The organism is Allobosea sp. GW821-FHT03A12 (genome assembly GCF_058986765.1).
Window position 1 is genome coordinate 292,985 of record NZ_JBYSVZ010000006.1, and the last position, 17,854, is coordinate 310,838.

A 17,854-nucleotide genomic window follows, 5' to 3' on the forward strand; every position below is an offset into this window, starting at 1 on the left:
TCCGGGTCGCCGCGCAGCGGCGAACCCGGAACCCACGACCGGGCGAGCGCGATCGACGGGATTGTATTTGAGGGTTCACCCGGTCGTGGGTTCCGGGTTCTCGCTTCGCGAGCCCCGGAATGACAGGGGAGGAGCCTGCCCATGGACATGACCACGCCCCTCGTCGAGATGCGCGAGATCTCGATCGCCTTCGGCGGCATCAAGGCGGTCGACCATGCCAGCATCGACCTGCATGCCGGCGAGGTTGTCGGCCTGCTCGGCCATAACGGCGCCGGCAAGTCGACGCTGATCAAGATCCTGTCGGGCGCCTATCGCGCCGATGCCGGCGAGATCAGGATCGCCGGCGAGCCCGTTGCGATCTCCAGCCCGCGCGACGCCAAGCGTCACGGCATCGAGACGATCTACCAGACGCTCGCTCTCGCCGACAATGTCGACGCCGCCGCCAACATCTTCCTCGGCCGCGAGCTTTTGACCTCCTGGGGCACGCTCGACGACAGCGTGATGGAGGCCGAGACCCGCAAAGTGATGGGCCGGCTCAACCCGCATTTCCGCCGCTTCAAGGAGCCGGTGAAGGCGCTTTCCGGCGGCCAGCGCCAGTCGGTCGCGATCGCCCGCGCGATCTATTTCAACGCGCGGGTGCTGATCATGGACGAGCCGACGGCCGCGCTCGGCCCGGCCGAGACCAAGCAGGTCGCCGACCTGATCCTGGAGCTGAAGAAGCAGGGCATCGGCATCTTCCTGATCAGCCACGATCTGCACGATGTCTTCGACCTCGCCGACCGCGTCAGCGTGATGAAGAACGGCAAGGTGGTCGGCACCGCCCATGTCCGCGACGTCACGCAGGACGAGGTGCTCGGCATGATCATCTCGGGCAAATGCCCGCCCGGCGCGGTGGCTGGGCCGGGCGCTCTACGCAGTTAGGCGAAAGGACGGGACGCGCGCCTCAGCGCAGTCCGTCCTCGCCCTTGGCCTCGGCATGGGTCAGCCCGCCGACGCGCGGCAGGGGCCGGCCGCCGCTGGTCAGGGCGACCGCGACGACGATCTCGCCGGCGCGCGGCCCATCGGGAATGCGCACCTCCATGCCGTCGAAATGACTGCGGACATAGGCCGCGGCCTTGTGGCCGAGCGGCACGTCGAGGACGACACCGAGCGAGCCGCGCTTCTTCGAGGACGGGATCAGCGCCGGTGCCTTGCCCAGGAGCTTGCGCAGGGGGGCGCCGAGCTTGGGATGCAGGATCGCGGCGGCGTGCTCCAGCTCGCCATCTTCGCCGACGGCAGCGGCCTTGCCATAGCCCTGGACCGCTTCGCCCTCGATGCCGAGGGCGGCCAGCGCATGGCGGCCGAGCAGGTCGCCGAGCTCCTCGCCGATGTCGATCAGCTCGGAGAGGTCGTCCTGATAGGTGCCGGCGAAGGGATTGGCGATCACGGCGACGGCGGCGGCGCGCTTGATGGGCGGCGAGACGGGCCGGCCGAGCTCACTATGGGTCTCGTCGAGGATCGTGACGATCTTGCGGATCCTGGCTTTCATCGCAGGCCGTCCTCGCCCTTGATCTCGCTCGCCTTGAGGCCGCCGACGCGGGCGTGGATGCGCGGCCCGGTGGTCATCACCAGCGCGAACAGCAATTCATCGGCCTTGGGCGCATCGGTGATGCCGATCTCGAAGGCGTCGAAATGGCTGCGGACGTAGGACGCATTGACGTGGGTCACGGGGATGTCGAGGCGCGTGCCGGGGCCGCCGACCTTCTTGGTCGAGGGCACGATCGCCTTGGCGTCGCCGAGCAGTTCGCGCATGGCGTAGCCGCCCGGCACGTGCCAGAGCGCACCATGCTCGAGCTCGCCGGCGGCGCCGACGATGGCACCCTTGCCATAGCCCTGGATTGCCCTGGCATCGCCGCCCATCGCCGCGAGCAGCCGCTGAGCCATGGCGAGTCCGAAGGGTTTCAGATCGTCCATGAAGCCCTGGATGTCCTCGACATAGCGGCCGGCATAGGGGTTGGCGATCACCGCCAGCGCCGCGCCGCGCTTCAGCGGCACTGCGGCGGCGGGGCCGCCCTCGTGGTAGATCTCCTCGACGGTCACGGCGTATTTGCGGACGGCGATCTCAGGCACGGGCAAGTCTCCTCTCGGGGTCTTCTTGAACGATCATAGGGGTCGCGAGCGTGCGGCTCACGCCCTGAAGATGCATGGCGGCCGAGACGATCAGGCCTGCGGCGCGCAAGCGCTCCGCCTCGGCGAGTCCCGCGGCAAGCGCGGTCTCGATCTCGTCGACGGCCAGCGGGCCGACGTCGCGTGTGACGAGCCTCTCGCCGAGATCGCTATCGCTCTGGACGGAGCTGGCCGGCAGGCGCTCGACTGCGGGATGGCCGGGTAAATCGATCGCATTGGCGATTACCGTCGCGGCGGCGTCGGCCATGGCCGCGGTGGCGCTAAGCACTGTCACCGCCTCGGCGATTCCCAGCGAAAAGCTGCGGCCGGGATAGCCGGATGTGGCGATGCCGGCGACGCCATCTTCAGGCCGGATCGTCGCCGTGGCGAAGAACTCCGGCCGGTCGGGACGCTTCACCAGCCCGATGCGGAACTGTTCTCCCGCTGCGAGATGCAGGGCGATGTCGCCGCCATTGTTGACATAGGCGCGCTGCAGCGGCGCGGCGGCACACATCACGCCGAGAATCTCCTGCGCGACAGAACCGGCGACGGCTGCCATCGGCGTGATGAAGCTGCGCTCGGCAAACGGACTGACCGCTGCATGCATGCGGCGAGCGATGGGACCGAGCGGCAGTGGGCTCGTCCGGCTCACCGCCGTCCGCAGCAGTTTCAATTCATCGCAAAGCTCGGCGAGCAGGCCGTCGAAGCGGAGAACGGCAGCCTCATGCGCAGCCTTGACAGCCCCCTGCTCGCCGACAGCCTCGATGACGAGGTCGATCGGCCCCTGCTGCAGGAGCAGGCGCCGGCCATCCGGCAGAATCCGCGCGGAGGGCTTCTCCCACATCGGCCTAGCCGAGCGAGCGGCGCGGCTGCTCCGGCGCCAGCGGCCAGGGATTGTCCGGGCGCTGCGGCAGGCGCAGGCGGCTGCCGCCCTTGAGCGAGGCCAGCGGCTGGATCGCGTCCATATGGCCGCCGAGCGCCTCATAGTCGCTGAGGCTCATGGTGAACTCGAGCGGCGCGACCAAGGCCGGCGTCGGCACATAGCCGAAGGCGTTCTCAGGCAGGCGGGTGACGTCGACCATGAAGGTGATGCCGCCGCCCGGCCAGATATAGACCGGCGCGCCGCCGCAGGTGACATAGGTCAGCGCATCCTTGACCGAGCGGGTCAGCCGGACCGGATTCTCGGTGACGCCGGCGCGCAGCGAGCCGCCGGCGCCGCCAATGAACAGCACGGTGGAGAGCGCCGGCTCGCAATTCTCGGCGATACGCTCGACCGGCTCGACCAGCGGCTGCGGCATCTGCATCTCGACAGGCTGCAGGTTCTCGTCGAGCTCGTAATAGGCGGCGTGCTCGCCGGTGGTCGAAACCATCAGCAGGCGCAGGCCGGGATAGGCGACCTTGGGGTCGAACGGCCCGAGAATAGTCAGGGGATCGCTGATATTGGTGCCGCCCCAGCCGGTGCCGGGCTGCGCCACCTGGAAATAGCGGCCGGGCGTCGAGCGCCGGCCCTTCATCTTGATGCCAGTGCTGGCCATGCCGAGCAGCTTGCCGGCCTGGTGCTCGGAGAGCACGCCGGTGATGTGGTCGTCGACGACGACGACCTCGTCGACCTTGCCGTGCCATTGCTTGGCGAAGATGCCGATCGTCGCCGAGCCGCAGCCGACGCGCATCCGGCTTTCCTGGATGCCGTTGACGATCGGCGGCTTGCCGGCCTGGACGATCACGGTCTCGCCCTCGTCGATGGTGAGCTCGACCGCCTTGCCGTTGCTGAGCTGGAGCAGTGCGTCGCAGGTGACGCGGCCCTCCTTCTTCGAGCCGCCGGTGAGGTGGTGGACCCCGCCGAGCGAGAGCATCTGCGAGCCGTATTCGCCGGTGGTGACGTGGCCGATCGCCTCGCCCTCGACGCGCACTGTCGCCTGCTCCGGGCCGAGGAAGCGGTCAGTGTCGATCTTCACCTTGACGCCGCAATAACTGAAGATGCCCTCGGTCACGACGGTGACCATGTCGACGCCGTCGACCTCAGAGGAGACGATGAACGGGGCCGGCTTGTAGTCGGGATAGGTGGTGCCGGCGCCGATCGCGGTGATGAAGGTGCCCTGCTGGTGGACGATCTCGCCGTCCCATTCGCGGCTGCCGGCAAAGGGAACGATCTCGCCGCCATGCTCCAGCGTGCGCTCCAGCACGATATGCGGTTCCATCCGAACCAGCTCGCCGTCGACATTGCCGTAGCGATCGCAGGCACCGACGGCGCCCGGCTTGATGAAGCACATCACCGGGCAGGCATCGCAGCGGATCTTGTCGTCCGCGACCGGGCTCGCTTCGTCCAGCGCCATGCTTGATCCTCCCGCAGAGCGGGTCTCTGAATTTTGTTTGTGTACAAACGATACTGGCGCGCCTCTTGGAGCAAGTCAAGACAGCGGCGAGGCGTGAGCCGGCCGTGCATTCTACGCCCAATTCCGAGATTGGCCCACGACCTCAGCCGTCAGGGCCGCGCTCGCGCCGGTTCGTCGGTGAAAAGGGAGCGTGGCCGCCAAATCTTGCATACAAGATTATTTATGGCGCCGTCAGGCAGGGCTTTTACCCGGCAGAGATGACCTCCGGATGACGCGATTGGCGGTTGCAAGCACGGCATCAATGGCGCATTGACAGCCAAATTTCCCCGCTGCTATTGTTTGCATACAAACATGTTTGGAGCGGCATCGCCGCGGGAGAGAGGGCCCTGCCATGTATGACGTCTTCGCCACGGACCGCCTGATCGACCACTGGCTTGTCGAGGATATCGGCGCCTGCGACCTCACCGTCCAGGTGATGATCGAGCCCGGCGAGACCGGCAAGTTCCACATGAACGCCCGCGAGCCGATGATCGTCGCCGGCGTCGAGGTCGCGGCCAGGGTGTTCAAGCGCTACGATCCCGATCTCAAGGTCACCCTGCGCGTCAAGGACGGCGACAAGGTCGAGAAGGGCGCGATCCTCGTCGAGATCGAAGGCTCTGCCCGCAGCGTGCTCACCGCCGAGCGCACCGCGCTCAACATCGCCCAGCGCCTCTCCGGCATCGCCAACGAGACCGCCCGCTACGCCGCCGCCATGGCCGGCAGCAAGGCGCGCCTGATCGACACCCGCAAGACCACGCCCGGCCTGCGCATGATGGAGAAGCACGCCGTGACCTGCGGCGGCGGCCTCAACCACCGCCTCGGCCTCGATAACGGCGTGATGATCAAGGACAACCACATCGCCGTCTGCGGCAGCATCACTGCCGCCGTCGAACGCGCCCGCAAGAAGCTGCCGGTGCTGACCAAGCTCGAGGTCGAGTGCGATCGGCTGGAGCAGGTCGAAGAGGCCGCCAAGGCCGGCGCCGACGTGATCATGCTCGACAACATGTCGGTCGCAGACATGACCAAGGCAGTCGAGCTGATCGCCGGCCGCGCCAAGGTCGAAGCCTCCGGCGGGATCAACATCGACACGATCGGCCCGATCTCGAAGACCGGCGTCGACTACATCTCGACCAGCAAGATCACCCAGTCGGCGCCGGCCGTGGATATCGGTCTCGACGAAGCCTGAGCAGGACTGCGGCCAGGGAATGCGGCAAGGCACCTTCTTCCTCGTCGTCGGCCCGAGCGGGGCCGGCAAGGACTCGCTGATCGACGGCGCCCGCACCTTGCTGGAGCCGACCGGCCGCTATGTCTTCGCGCGGCGTGTCGTCACCCGCCCGGCCGGCTCGCCGGGCGAGGATCACGAGGCGGCGACGGACGAGGCCTTCGATGCACGCGAGGCCAAGGGCGACTTCCTGATCACCTGGGGCGCCCATGGCCTGCGCTACGGGCTGCCGGCCGAGTTGAAGCGGCTGGTCGAGGCCGGCCGCAACGTCATCGCCAATGGCTCGCGCGCCACGATCGCGGCGCTCGCCGCTCGGCTGCCGCGCTTCGTCGTGGTCGAGGTCACCGCGCCGCCCGAGGTGCTCGCCGCCCGCATCGCCGGGCGCGGGCGCGAGAGCGGCGAAGCCATCGAGAAGCGCCTGTCGCGCACGGTCGAGCCGCGCCCGGAAGGCATCAGGGCGGCGACGATCTGCAATGATCAGAGCGTGGAGATCGGGATCGAGCGCTTCGTCGCCGCGGTCGAGGCGGCCGCCAATACGATGCGCCTGCGCCGTCTGCCGCTCTTTGCGGGACGGGCGCATTGCGCCTACCTCCCGGCCAAGGGCGAGATCGTCAACGGTTTCGACTATCTCGGGCCGGGCCGGATCGAGATCTCCGGGACGACGGCCAGCATTCGCTCGGATGTTCAGGTGGTCGATTCACCTGCCCTGCTCGCCGGCGACGAGATCGGCCTCTCGGCCGAGGCCTTCGACGAGCTTAATCTCCCGGAGGGCAGCGAAGTCACGATCCGGCGCACCCCCTCGCCGGAAAGCCGGGCGGCGCTGACCCGCAAGATCCAGGGCGGCGAGCTCACGGAGGCGCAGTATCACACGCTGATCCGCGACATCGTCGAAGCCCGCTATCCCGATGGCGAGGTTGCCGCCTTCCTGGTCGCGGCAACGCAGAAGCTGTCCGACGACGAGGTCATCGCGCTGGCACGGGTGCGGACCCGCTTCGCGCAAAGGATCACCTGGCCCGACAAGATCGTCGTCGACAAGCATTCGATGGGCGGCATTCCCGGCAGCCGGATCACGCTGATCGTCGTGCCGATCGTCGCCGCGCATGGCGCCTTCCTGATGCCGAAAACCTCGTCGCGCGCCATCACTTCGGCGGCAGGCACGGCCGATGCGATGGAGGCGCTCGCCCGCGTCGAGCTCAATCCGGCCGAACTGCGCGCCTGTGTGGAAAAGGCGCGCGGCTCGATCGCCTGGAACGGGCGGTTGAACCATTCCGTCGTCGACGACGTGATGAACGCGATCACGCGGCCGCTCGGCATCGATTCGAACCGCTGGTCGGTCGCCTCGATCCTGTCGAAGAAGCTCACGGCCGGCTCGACCCATGTCATCGTCGACCTGCCCTATGGCCCGCGCGCCAAGCTGAAGAGCGAAGCCGAGGCCGCCGAGCTGGCGCAGTTGTTCGAGACGGTCGGAGCCGGGCTCGGCCTCGTCGTCAACGCCTTTCCGACCGATGGCAGCCGCCCGATCGGGCGCGGCATCGGCCCGGCGCTGGAATGCCGCGATGTCGGCTGGGTGCTCGACAACGACCCGCAGGCGCCGGCCGACCTGGTCGAGAAGGCGCTGTTCTTCGCCAGCCGCATCCTGGCCTGGGACCCGGCGCTCGGCTCGGTCGCGGCCGGGCGGGCACGGGCGGAGGAGCTGCTGCGCTCAGGCGCGGCGCGGGCCGCCTTCGAGCGAATCATCGATGCGCAGGGGCGGCGCGAGCCCCCGGTCGCGCCGGGGCTGCTGGTCCATACCGTGCGCTCGCCCAAAGCCGGGATGGTCAGCGAGATCGATGGCTGGGCGGTCGCAGGAATCGCGCGGCGCGCCGGCGCACCCTTCGACAAGGCGGCCGGCATCGACCTGCGCCGCCATGTCGGCGACCGCGTCGCCGCAGGCGATCCGCTCTTCGCCATTCACGCCAGCGCCTCGAGCGATCTCGACGAGGCCAAGGCGATGGCTGACAGCTGCGACTGCTACGTGATCAGCTAGCGACCGCGCTTCAACGCAACTGCTTCAGCAAGGCGATCAGCGTCGCCCGTTGGTTGGTCGCCAGCGGGGCGAGCGTGACCTTGGTCACCGTCTCCGCCTTGGGCAGCAATTCGCGGGTATAGTCGACACCGGCCGGGCTGAGCTCGACGATGAGGCGGCGACCATCCTCGGGGTCAGGCTTGGTCTGGACCAGCTTGCGCTTGAGCAGGCGGTCGACCACGCCCTTGATCGTGGCCGCGTCCATCGCGGTCTGGCGCCCCAGCAGGTTCTGCGAGGAGCCGCCATCCTGATAGAGCCGCGCCAGCACCGCCCATTGCGTCGGCGTCAGGTCGGCGCCCATGATCTCGTTGAAGATCGAGACGTGGCGCTGCGCCGCCTGGCGCATGATGAAGCCGACCTGCTCGGCGAGATCATAGCTCTCGTCGGCGGGTTCGGGCGTCTCGGCCGCACTGCTCGGTCGCGCCATCGCTGGTCCTCGTTCGTGTACGAACGATATTTCTAGAGCATGTCCGGCAAAAGTGGGAACCACTTTTGCAATCAGGACCTGTTCCAGCCAAGCAGCTCCTCAGACTGTCGTCCAGCGCCCATCGCGGAAACTCCTCGCTGCCGCCTCGACCGTGCGCTCGATGCGCAGGCCGGCCTCGAAGTCGAGGAGATGCGCGGGCTCGCCGGCGATGGCGCGCAGCAATTCGCGGCATTCGATGATCTTGAGCTCGTTGAAGCCGAGGCCGTGGCCGGGCGCCGGAATGAAGCGGCCATAGGGCTCGTGCGCCGGAGCGGTGAGGATGCGGCGGAAGCCCTGGACGTCAGCTTTCCCCTCGGCGGTATAGAGCTCGATCTCGTTCATCCGCTCCTGGTCATAGGCGATCGTGCCCTTCGCGCCGAAGACCTGCAGCGCAATCCGGCCCTTGCGGCCCCATGCCGAGCGGTTGAGGGCGACGAGCCCGGAAGCGCCGGACGACAGGCGCAACAGCAGCGTGGCGATATCGTGGGTCTCGACCGCACGCTGGCCGCCGGCTGCGAGCGGCCGCTCGGCATAAGGCTTTGCCATATCGGCCATGACGGACTCGACCTCGCCGATCAGCACCTTGATCAGCGAGAAGGCATGGACGCCGAAATCGTCGAGGGCGCCGTGTCCGGAGGCAGCCTCGCTCTTCCAGGAGAACAGCGCGCCGGCATCGGCCATGAAATCCTCGTCCATCTCGACGCGGACATGGTTGACCGGGCCGATCGCGCCATCGGCGACCAGGCGCTGCGCCAGCCGGATCGCCGGGTTCTGGATGTAGTTGTAGCCGAGGGCCGCGATCGTTCCGGCCGCCTTCGCCGCCGCCAGCATCGCTTGCGCATCGCCGAGGCTGGTCGCCATCGGCTTCTCGCACCAGACGTGCTTGCCGGCCTTCAGCGCCGCGATCGCCATTTGCGCGTGGAAGGCGTTCGGCGTGGTGATCGAGACCACGTCGACATCGGGATGGGCGATGAGCGCCTGCCAGTCGGCGGTCGATTCGGTGAAGCCGAACTCGCCGGCCCGCTGGGCCGCCAAGGCCTCATCGACCTCGCAGAGCACGGCGAGCTTCGGGCGAGGCACATCGCCGAAGACCGGCGCGACCGCATTCCAGGCCAGTGCGTGGCACTTGCCCATATAGCCGGTGCCGATCAGGCCGACGCCGAGCGCGCGCATGGGGATGTCCTTTCCGATCACAATTTACGAGGTCATCCCGGACAAGCGGCGAAGCCGCGCCGATCCGGGACCCATTCCTGAACCGTTCCGGAATGGATCCCGGGTCTTCGCTTCGCTACGCCCGGGATGACCAATTGAGGGAAATAATCAGACCGTGCCGCCGAGCTCCTCGGAGACTGCCTGCAATTCCTTGCCGCCGGCCATCAGGTTCTGCAGCTCGTCCATGGCGATCCCGGACTTGGCGTAGGTGCCGAGCGTCTTGCCGCGGTTGAGCACGGTGAAGCGGTCGCCGACGGCATAGGCGTGGCGGACATTATGGGTGATGAAGATCACGCCGAGGCCCTTGGCGCGGACGAGGTTGATGTATTTCAGCACCATCGAGGTCTGGGCGACGCCGAGCGCCGAGGTCGGCTCGTCCAGGATCAGTACCTTGGCGCCAAAATAGACGGCGCGGGCGATGGCGACGCATTGACGCTCGCCGCCCGAGAGCGTGCCGACCGCCTGGTGCGGGTCGCGGATATCGATGCCGATCCTGTGCATCTCGTCGCGCGTCACCGCATGGGCGAGGTCGAAATCGATCCATTTCAGCGGGCCGAAGCCGCGGATCGGCTCGCGCCCCATGAAGAAGTTCCGCGTGATCGACATCAGCGGGATCATCGCCAGGTCCTGGTAGACCGTGGCGATGCCGGCATCGAGCGCGTCGCGCGGGCTCGAGAAGGCGACCGGCCGACCCTCGACCAGGAACTCGCCCGAGCTCGGCTTATGACAGCCCGAGAGCGTCTTGATCAGCGTCGACTTGCCAGCGCCGTTGTCGCCAAGCAGGCAGAGCACCTCGCCGGCGGAGACCTTGAGCGAGACGCCCGAGAGCGCGATCACCGAACCGAAATGCTTGACGATGTCGCGGACCTCGATCAGCGGGGCCTGTTCCGGAGCTGTCGTCATGGTCAGCGCTCCCCTGTCGCCTTGCGGCGGATGAAGTTGTTGAACAGCACGGCGAGCAGCAGCATCCCGCCGAGGAAGACCTGGAACCAGTCGCTGTCGAAGCTGGTGTAGGTCAGGCCGATCGAGACCATGCCGAAGATGATCGCGCCGAAGAAGGCGCCGATCGCCGAGCCATAGCCGCCGGTGAGCAGGCAGCCGCCGATGACCGCGGCGATGATCGCCTCGAACTCCTTCTGGAAGCCGCGGCGGGCATCGGTCGAGCCGGCGTCGAGCACGGTCAGGATCGCGACGAGCGTGGCGGCGCAGGCGGTCAGCACGAACAGGGTCGTCTTGACCATGTTCACCGGCACGCCGGAGTTGCGAGCCGCATTGGGATCGCCGCCGGCGGCGAAGATCCAGTTGCCGAAGCGGGTGCGCAAGAGGACATAGGTCGCGAGCGCGGCGATGGCGAGGAACCAGAGCACCCCGACGGGGACGCCGGTCACGGTCGGCGTGCCGTTGGGAAACTTGGCGATCCAGTTGGCCTGCGCCAGCCAGGCGAACAGCCCCTCCAGGGCCTGGCCGGAGAAGAGTTCGCGCACCACGCCTGCGCCCGCCTTGTCGCCGATCCCACGCAATTGCGTCGAGCCGCCGGTCGCCCATTTCAGCCCGACCAGCGAGAGCCCGCGCAGGATGAAGAGGAAGGCGAGCGTGACGATGAAGGAGGGCAGGCGCGTCCGGATGACGATCTGCCCGTTCACCGCGCCCATCAAGCCGGCGAAGACGAAGGTCGCGACGATCGCCGCCAGCAGCGGCAGGTCGCCGACGACGATCAGCGCGCCGAAGACGAGGCCGGAAAAGGCGATCATCGAGCCGATCGAAAGGTCGAACTCGCCGCCGATCATCAGCAGCGCCGCCGCAATGGCGAGGATGCCGAGCTGCGCCGCTGGCGAGAGCACGGTCATGACCCCGGCGAGGGTGAACATCGCCGGGTTGGCGGTCAGGCCGAAGAAGACGGTCACCAGGACGAGGCCGGCGACCGCCCCCAGTTCGGGCCGGCGCATCAATCGGGCGATCAGCGAGACGCGGCGCAGGCGCTCGTCGCGCGCCTCCGCGGCCGGGTCGGCGGGACGGGAGGCACCCGCGGCGAGATCGGCGGTCGACGTCGTCATGGCGCGCACCTTCAGCTTCTGAACCGTCCGGGGAGGGAGCGGCGGCGCTGGGCACGCCGCCGCAGATCGCTCAGCGGATGCCCTTGGCCGAGAGGTCGACGACCTGGGCCGCCTTCTCCTTGGTGACGAGGTTCGGGCCGGACGGGACGTTGCCGCCGGGGACGAGGCCGTATTCGGCGTTGAGCGCCAGGAAGGCGACCGGCAGATAGCCCTGCAGGAACTGCTGCTGGTCGATGCCGAAGGCGGCTTCGCCCGCGACGATCGCCTTGAGGAAGTTGGCGGAGAGATCGAAGGTGGCGACGCGGACGCTGGCGATCTTGCCGGCCTCCTTGACGCCGGCCAGGGTCGGCTCGCCGCCGAGCGAGGCGCTCAGCGCCATCACCGTGTCGACGCTGGCGTCGGAGAGTGCCGCCTTGACCTTGGAGCGGATCTCGGACGGGTCGTTCGAGACCGGCAGCACGGTGACCTTGCCCTTGAAGCCCTCGGCAAAACCCTTGCAGCGCAGGTCGAGCGCGACATTGCCGACCTCGTGGTTGACGCAGACGCCGACCTTGCCGCCCATGCTGGCGAGCTTCTCGCCGGCGGCCTTGCCGGCATCGAACTCGTCCTGGCCGACATGCAGCAGCGCGCCGAGCTTCTTCGAGACGTCGGAGCCCGAATTCATCGAGATCACCGGGATGCCGGCGGCGACCGCCTTCTGGATCGACGGACCGAGCGCCGAGGCGTCGGGAATCGAGACGACGAGGCCGGCCGGCTTCTGGTTTACCGCGGCGTCGATTAATTGGCTCATCGCCACCATGTCGAAAGTCTCGGGCGCGCGATAATCGACGGAGACCTTGAGGTCGGCCGCGGCCTTGGCGACGCCGTTCTTGACCACCGACCAGAACGGGTCTGCGGCCTGGCCATGGCTGACGACGATGATCCTGGTCTGCTGCGCGACACTGGGCGTCGCTCCTGCGACCGCGATGGCGGCGGCAGCAATCATCCCTGCGAGAAAACGCTTCATCTCATCCTCCCTTGCGGGGATGCTCCCCGCTTTCGTTATCGGTCCGATCGGGCGCGATCGGCCAGTTTTCGGGCGATTTGGCCGGCCGCGAAGCGCCGCGGACTGCCTGGGATGGCGAAGGAGGGAGGGCACGCCAGGCGCGACCGCCGACTCTGCGCTTCATTCAAAACGAAACAAAAAAACCGTTTTCAATATTCAATGGAACAATCATTCCATCTCTCATGCGCAGCTGTCAAGCGCCTTCTGCGCCGCTGACATACCGGAGCGTGTGCGCCGGTTCTCCCTACCAAGGCGGACCTCTCCACAGGCTGACCGCTTGGACTCCTCCCTTCTCCCTTGTGGGGAAGGGTATGGGGATCGGGGTGGTGCCGCTTGGTGACCGGCAGCAGAAACAGGATCTGGCAGCAGCGGCAGAGCCATCGAGCTCGGCCGATTGCTCCGGCTTTGCGACCCCCACCCCTACCCCTCCCCACAAGGGGGGTCCTGCGCAGACCGGAGAAATCCATCACCAATATCGATTTGCCAGGAGCGGGCTGCCGCCTCGATTGTTGGCACTTGAAGCGGCGCGGTCAGCGTCCGAGATCGGGGGACATTCATGGGCCTGCCAGCGACTGCACGCATCGATATCGGGCGCTTCTGGACGACGATCGAGCGCTCGGCTGAGATCGGGGTCGGTCGGCCGGGCGGCCTGTCGCGGCTGGCGCTGGGCAATGCCGACCGGGAGGTCCGCGGCGTCTTCATCGACTGGTGCCGGCAGGCGGGCCTCGCCGTGCGCATCGATGGCATCGGCAATATCTTCGCGCGCCGGGCCGGGCTGGACGACAGCCTGCCGCCGGTGGTGATGGGCAGCCATCTCGACACGCAAGTGAATGGCGGGCGCTTCGACGGCATTGCCGGCGTGCTCGGCGGGCTGGAGGTCTGCCGCATGCTCGACCAGCTCGGCCATCGCACGAAACGGCCGATCGAAGTGGTCAACTGGACCAATGAGGAGGGCGGGCGCTTCTCGCCGCCGATGGTCGGCTCTGGCTGCTTCACCGGCGCCTATACGCTCGACTGGGCGCTCAGCCGGCGCGACGACGATGGCCGGACGATCGGCGAGGAGCTCGACCGCATCGGCTATCGCGGGGAGATGGAACCGGCGCCCCACCCCTTCGACGCCTATGTCGAATTCCATATCGAGCAGGGGCCGATCCTCGATCGCGAGGGCATGCAGGTCGGTGTCGTCACCGGCGGCTTCGCCAGCACCGGCATGCTGGTCGAATTCCGCGGCGAGACCGCCCATACCGGCCCCTGGCCGATGGAGCGGCGCAAGAATGCGCTGATCGCCGGGGCGCGCCTGCTGGTCGCGGTCGACGATCTCGGCTGGGAGCATGCCGGCAGCGGCGGCAAGGCGACCGCCTCACGGCTGGTGGCCTGGCCGAACAAGCCAGGCATCCTCTCCGATTGGGCGCAGGCGACCTGTGACGTCCGCCATGCCGACCCGCAAGCCACAGCCGTGATGGCCGAGCGCGTGCGCCGTGCCGTCCATGAGGCGGCGGCGCGGGCCGACTGCACGGCCGAGATCCTCGATATCTGGAACTGGGGCGGCAAGGTTTTTGCCGAGGAGCTGATCGAGCAGGTTCGCACCACCTCGCAGGCGCTCGGCTACCGCACCCGCGACATCCTGAGCCAGGCTGGTCACGACGCCTATTTCGTCGCCCGCCACGCGCCGACGACGATGATCTTCGCGCCCTGCAAGGGCGGCATCACCCACAACAACGGGGAATTCTGCACGCCGGATGATCTCGAGCCCGGCCTCAACGTGCTGCTGCACACGGTGGTGGCGCGGGCGGACCGCTGAAACCGTGAGCACTCCATAGGTGCGACCGCCCATCTCCCGGTGGAAGCACGGCTGACCCGCTTCACCGGAAGGTGAGCCAGCCTTGACCCTGCGGCCGCCCGTTCATAGCTTCAGCGACGAATAGCGGCGTTGTTGCCGCACTCAGAATCGAAAGGCGGTAAGCCATGGCGACGACCAAAGTGACCGATGCGAGCTTCGAGGCCGACGTGCTGAAGTCGAGCGAGCCGGTGGTGGTGGATTTCTGGGCCGAGTGGTGCGGCCCCTGCCGGATGATCGGCCCGGCCCTCGAGGAGATCGCCGGCGAGCTCGACGGCAAGGTCAAGATCGTCAAGATGAACGTCGACGAGAACCAGCAGATTCCGGCCCAGTTCGGCATCCGCTCGATCCCGACGCTGATGCTGTTCAAGGACGGCAAGCTGGCCTCGCAGAAGGTCGGCGCCGCTCCCAAGAGCGATCTGTCACGCTGGATCTCGGCCGCCGTCTGATCAATCGGCCCTAGAATCAAGAAGGCCCGCCCTCGACGAGGGCGGGCCTTCTTCGTTTCAGGCTGTCGGTCCCGTCACTTCGAACGGTTGTCGAGGGCCCAGGCGCCCGGGCCGGCGAAGACCAGATAGAAGAAAACGAAGCAGTAGAGGATCGCCGCATCACCGCCGTTCAGCAGCGGATAGAGGCTCCGCGGCGCGTGGAACATCCAATAGGCATAGGCCATCTCGCCCGCGAGGATGAAGGCGACGGGACGGGTCCAGAGGCCGATCAGGATGAGCAGGCCGCCGAAGGCTTCGAGGACCGCGCCGAACCAGAACAGCGTGAACATCGCCGGCAGACCACTGGCCGGGGGAGCCGGGAAGCCGAACAGCTTCTGCGTGCCATGGATGATGAAGATCAGCGCAGCCGCGATGCGCAGCAGCCCGAGCGCATAGGGCGCAAAGCGGTTCAGGGAGTTGAGAGCCTGCATGGGCGGGTTGCCTTCCGTCCGGTTTCGAAATGGAATAATTTGCTAAGTGATTGGGTTTGCTGGCGAAGAAGTCTCTTTCATCGCTCCGCGCTTGTCCTCGCGCAAGCACGGCCGATCAAGTCACGTTTTCGTTTGCAGTGCAGCAAAATCAGCGAGCGGCAAATCCGCAACAGCGATGGCTTCGTTCACCATTGCGGACAATTCGCAGGAATCGGGCTTAACCACCCCTTAAAAGCGCCATGTTTGAATCCTGTCTGGAAATCGCCGGGCTGCGGATCGCAGTGCGGTAGCGGGGCCTGAACGGGGCGGGATGAACGACCGGTCGAAACGAGGCGGTGAGCGGCGCGAGCCGTCCTTCGAACGTGCGCGCGACGATTACGAGCGCGACGACGGCGATCTGCGCCTCTCGGCCGAGGACCGCCCTTATCGCGGAGGAGCAAACCGGGTGGCACCGCGCCAGCAACCGCGCCGCCAGCAGAACGAGCGCAGCAAGGGTGGTCGCAAGCCGCGCCGCAAGCGCGGCTCCTTCCTTGGCCGCATCTTCTATTGGGGCGTCGTCATGGGGCTGTGGGCGGTGCTCGCCGTCGGCGGCGTCGTCGCCTATCACGCCGCGCAATTGCCGCCGATCGACCAGCTCACCGTGCCCAAGCGCCCGCCGAACATCGCGATTCTCGCGGCCGACGGCACGCTGCTCGCCAATCGCGGCGAGACCGGCGGACGCACCATCACCCTCGGCGAGGTACCGCCCTATCTGCCGAAAGCCTTCGTCGCGATCGAAGACCGGCGCTTCTACGACCATTTCGGCATCGACCCGATCGGCCTCGGCCGCGCCATCGTCAACAACCTGACCAAGCGCGGCGGTGTCCAGGGCGGCTCGACCCTGACCCAGCAGCTCGCCAAGAACCTGTTCCTCACGCAGGAGCGCACGGCAGCGCGCAAGATCCAGGAAGCGATCCTTTCGCTCTGGCTGGAGCGGACCTACACCAAGGACCAGATCCTCGAGCTCTATCTCAACCGCGTCTATTTCGGCTCGGGCGCCTATGGCGTCGAGGCGGCGGCGCAGCGCTACTTCAACAAGTCGGCGCGCTCGGTCTCGATTGCCGAGGCGGCGATGCTCGCCGGCCTGGTCCAGGCACCTTCGCGCCTCGCGCCGAACCGCAATCCCGACGCCGCCGAGAAGCGCGCCCAGCTGGTGATCTCGGCGATGGCCGAGCAGGGCCTGATCTCGCAGGCCTCGGCCAAGACCGCGCTCGGCGCGCCGGCCGAGGTGCCCGAGCGCGTCGGCGCCGGCTCGGTCAACTACGCCGCCGACTATGTCATGGACGTGCTCGACGACTTCGTCGGCGCGATCGAGGGCGACGTCACCGTGCTGACCACGATCGACACCAAGCTGCAAGGCTCGGCGGAGACGATCCTGGTCGAGGCGCTCTCGGCGCAGGGCGCCAAGCTCAACGCCTCGCAAGGCGCGGTGGTCTCGCTGGCGCCGGACGGGGCGATCCGTGCCCTGATCGGCGGGCGCGACTACACCAAGAGCCAGTTCAACCGCGCCACCGCCGCGCATCGCCAGCCGGGCTCGTCCTTCAAGCCCTTCGTCTATCTCACCGCGCTCGAGAAGGGCATGACGCCGGACACGATCCGCGACGATTCCCCGGTCTCGATCAAGGGCTGGGAGCCGGAGAACTATTCGCGCACCTTCCGCGGCCCAGTGACGCTGCAGACCGCCTTCGCCCATTCGCTCAACACCGTGGTGGCCCGCCTGATCCAGGAGGTGACGCCGCGCGAGGTCGTGCGCACGGCCCAGCGCCTCGGCGTCAACTCGTCCCTGCAGGCCAATCCGTCGCTGTCGCTCGGAACCTCGGAGGTGACGCCGCTCGAGATGACCGCGGCCTATGCGACCTTCGCCAATGGCGGCCAGTCGGTGCTCCCCTATGTCATCCGCGAGGTCAAATCGACCAGCGGCAAAGTCGTCTATGCCCGCAAGGCCAATAATTTCGGCCCGGTGATCCAGCCGCAGACGCTCTCGATGATGAATTCGATGTTCCACGCGGTGATGACGAGCGGTACCGGCAGCAAGGTCAACATTCCCGGCTGGGAGGTCGGCGGCAAGTCGGGGACGACGCAGGATTATCGCGACGCCTGGTTCGTCGGCTTCACCGGGCGCCTCGTCACGGCCGTCTGGGTCGGCAATGACGACAACTCGACGATGAAGCGCGTCACCGGGGCCGGCCTGCCGGCCGAGATCTGGGGCAAGTACATGAAGACGGCCCATGCCGGCCAGCAGCCGATACAGCTGCCGGGCGGGCTCTGGCAGTCGGCGCCCAAGTCGATCTTCGATGGCGGCGAGCCGGTCGCCGGCGTCGCGCCTTCGCCGCGGACGCAGCCGGCCGCCTCCGGCGATCGCGCCTGGACGCCGCCGGCGCCGCAGGAGAAGAACTTCTTCGAGCGCCTGTTCGGCGGGTAGCACGATCTAACCCCTCCCCCTTGTGGGGGGCAGGGGTGGGGGGCGCAAAGCCAAAG

The 17,854-nt window shown here is 67.5% G+C and carries 16 protein-coding genes; 6 read left to right on the forward strand and 10 right to left on the reverse strand.

What is annotated here, in order from left to right:
- Positions 1-141 precede the first annotated feature (141 nt).
- Complete coding sequence (locus AC3WLC_RS23725; RefSeq protein WP_493686376.1) at positions 142-921, forward strand: ATP-binding cassette domain-containing protein; 780 nt, start codon at positions 142-144, stop codon at positions 919-921.
- A 22-nt stretch (positions 922-943) separates the two neighbouring features.
- Here the strand turns inward: AC3WLC_RS23725 and AC3WLC_RS23730 are convergent, their stop codons facing one another.
- The 4 genes from AC3WLC_RS23730 to AC3WLC_RS23745 are packed head-to-tail and all read right to left on the reverse strand — an operon-like array spanning position 944 to position 4,478.
- Positions 944-1,528, reverse strand: a complete 585-nt coding sequence (locus AC3WLC_RS23730; protein ID WP_493686377.1) for an amino acid synthesis family protein — start codon at positions 1,526-1,528, stop codon at positions 944-946.
- Positions 1,525-2,109, reverse strand: coding sequence for an amino acid synthesis family protein (locus tag AC3WLC_RS23735; protein ID WP_493686378.1), 585 nt, complete (start codon positions 2,107-2,109; stop codon positions 1,525-1,527). The genes AC3WLC_RS23730 and AC3WLC_RS23735 overlap by 4 nt, the downstream gene beginning before the upstream one ends.
- Positions 2,102-2,989 (reverse strand): UPF0280 family protein, encoded by an 888-nt coding sequence (locus AC3WLC_RS23740; protein ID WP_493686379.1) that lies wholly within the window; start codon positions 2,987-2,989, stop codon positions 2,102-2,104. Before AC3WLC_RS23740 ends, AC3WLC_RS23735 begins: the two co-directional genes overlap by 8 nt.
- 4 nt (positions 2,990-2,993) lie before the next feature.
- On the reverse strand, positions 2,994-4,478 hold the full coding sequence (locus tag AC3WLC_RS23745; RefSeq protein ID WP_493686380.1) for a 6-hydroxynicotinate reductase: 1,485 nt from the start codon (positions 4,476-4,478) through the stop codon (positions 2,994-2,996).
- A 391-nt stretch (positions 4,479-4,869) separates the two neighbouring features.
- On the opposite strand from AC3WLC_RS23745, the gene nadC reads away from it, so the two are divergent.
- Positions 4,870-5,703: a carboxylating nicotinate-nucleotide diphosphorylase gene (gene nadC, locus AC3WLC_RS23750; protein ID WP_493686381.1), complete on the forward strand. Its 834-nt coding sequence runs from the start codon at positions 4,870-4,872 to the stop codon at positions 5,701-5,703.
- 19 nt (positions 5,704-5,722) lie between these two features.
- A complete protein-coding gene (gene phnN / locus AC3WLC_RS23755; protein ID WP_493686382.1) occupies positions 5,723-7,765 on the forward strand; it encodes a phosphonate metabolism protein/1,5-bisphosphokinase (PRPP-forming) PhnN in 2,043 nt (680 codons plus the stop codon).
- A 10-nt stretch (positions 7,766-7,775) separates the two neighbouring features.
- Here phnN and AC3WLC_RS23760 read toward each other — a convergent pair whose 3' ends face one another.
- From AC3WLC_RS23760 to AC3WLC_RS23780, 5 genes are all read right to left on the reverse strand, one after another.
- On the reverse strand, positions 7,776-8,231 hold the full coding sequence (locus AC3WLC_RS23760) for a MarR family winged helix-turn-helix transcriptional regulator (RefSeq protein WP_493686383.1): 456 nt from the start codon (positions 8,229-8,231) through the stop codon (positions 7,776-7,778).
- Positions 8,232-8,330: 99 nt separating this feature from the next.
- Positions 8,331-9,443, reverse strand: coding sequence for a Gfo/Idh/MocA family protein (locus tag AC3WLC_RS23765; RefSeq protein ID WP_493686384.1), 1,113 nt, complete (start codon positions 9,441-9,443; stop codon positions 8,331-8,333).
- Positions 9,444-9,590: 147 nt separating this feature from the next.
- Positions 9,591-10,385: an ATP-binding cassette domain-containing protein gene (locus AC3WLC_RS23770; protein WP_110491983.1), complete on the reverse strand. Its 795-nt coding sequence runs from the start codon at positions 10,383-10,385 to the stop codon at positions 9,591-9,593.
- A 2-nt stretch (positions 10,386-10,387) separates the two neighbouring features.
- Positions 10,388-11,536, reverse strand: a complete 1,149-nt coding sequence (locus tag AC3WLC_RS23775; RefSeq protein ID WP_493686385.1) for an ABC transporter permease — start codon at positions 11,534-11,536, stop codon at positions 10,388-10,390.
- Between the two features lie 70 nt (positions 11,537-11,606).
- Positions 11,607-12,542 carry a sugar ABC transporter substrate-binding protein gene (locus AC3WLC_RS23780; protein ID WP_091835212.1) on the reverse strand — a complete coding sequence of 312 codons (936 nt, stop codon included), beginning with the start codon at positions 12,540-12,542 and terminating at the stop codon, positions 11,607-11,609.
- Positions 12,543-13,137: 595 nt separating this feature from the next.
- Between AC3WLC_RS23780 and AC3WLC_RS23785 the strand changes: the two genes are divergently transcribed.
- Both AC3WLC_RS23785 and trxA read left to right on the forward strand, forming a co-directional pair.
- Entirely contained in the window at positions 13,138-14,382 is a 1,245-nt protein-coding gene (locus tag AC3WLC_RS23785) for a Zn-dependent hydrolase (RefSeq protein WP_493686386.1), read from the forward strand.
- 164 nt (positions 14,383-14,546) lie between these two features.
- Positions 14,547-14,867 (forward strand): thioredoxin, encoded by a 321-nt coding sequence (gene trxA, locus AC3WLC_RS23790; RefSeq protein WP_137883921.1) that lies wholly within the window; start codon positions 14,547-14,549, stop codon positions 14,865-14,867.
- 74 nt (positions 14,868-14,941) lie between these two features.
- On the opposite strand, the gene AC3WLC_RS23795 is transcribed toward trxA, so the two are convergent.
- Entirely contained in the window at positions 14,942-15,337 is a 396-nt protein-coding gene (locus AC3WLC_RS23795; protein ID WP_346362097.1) for a DoxX family protein, read from the reverse strand.
- A 310-nt stretch (positions 15,338-15,647) separates the two neighbouring features.
- Between AC3WLC_RS23795 and AC3WLC_RS23800 the strand changes: the two genes are divergently transcribed.
- Positions 15,648-17,798, forward strand: a complete 2,151-nt coding sequence (locus tag AC3WLC_RS23800; protein WP_493686387.1) for a transglycosylase domain-containing protein — start codon at positions 15,648-15,650, stop codon at positions 17,796-17,798.
- The last annotated feature ends 56 nt before the right edge of the window (positions 17,799-17,854 follow it).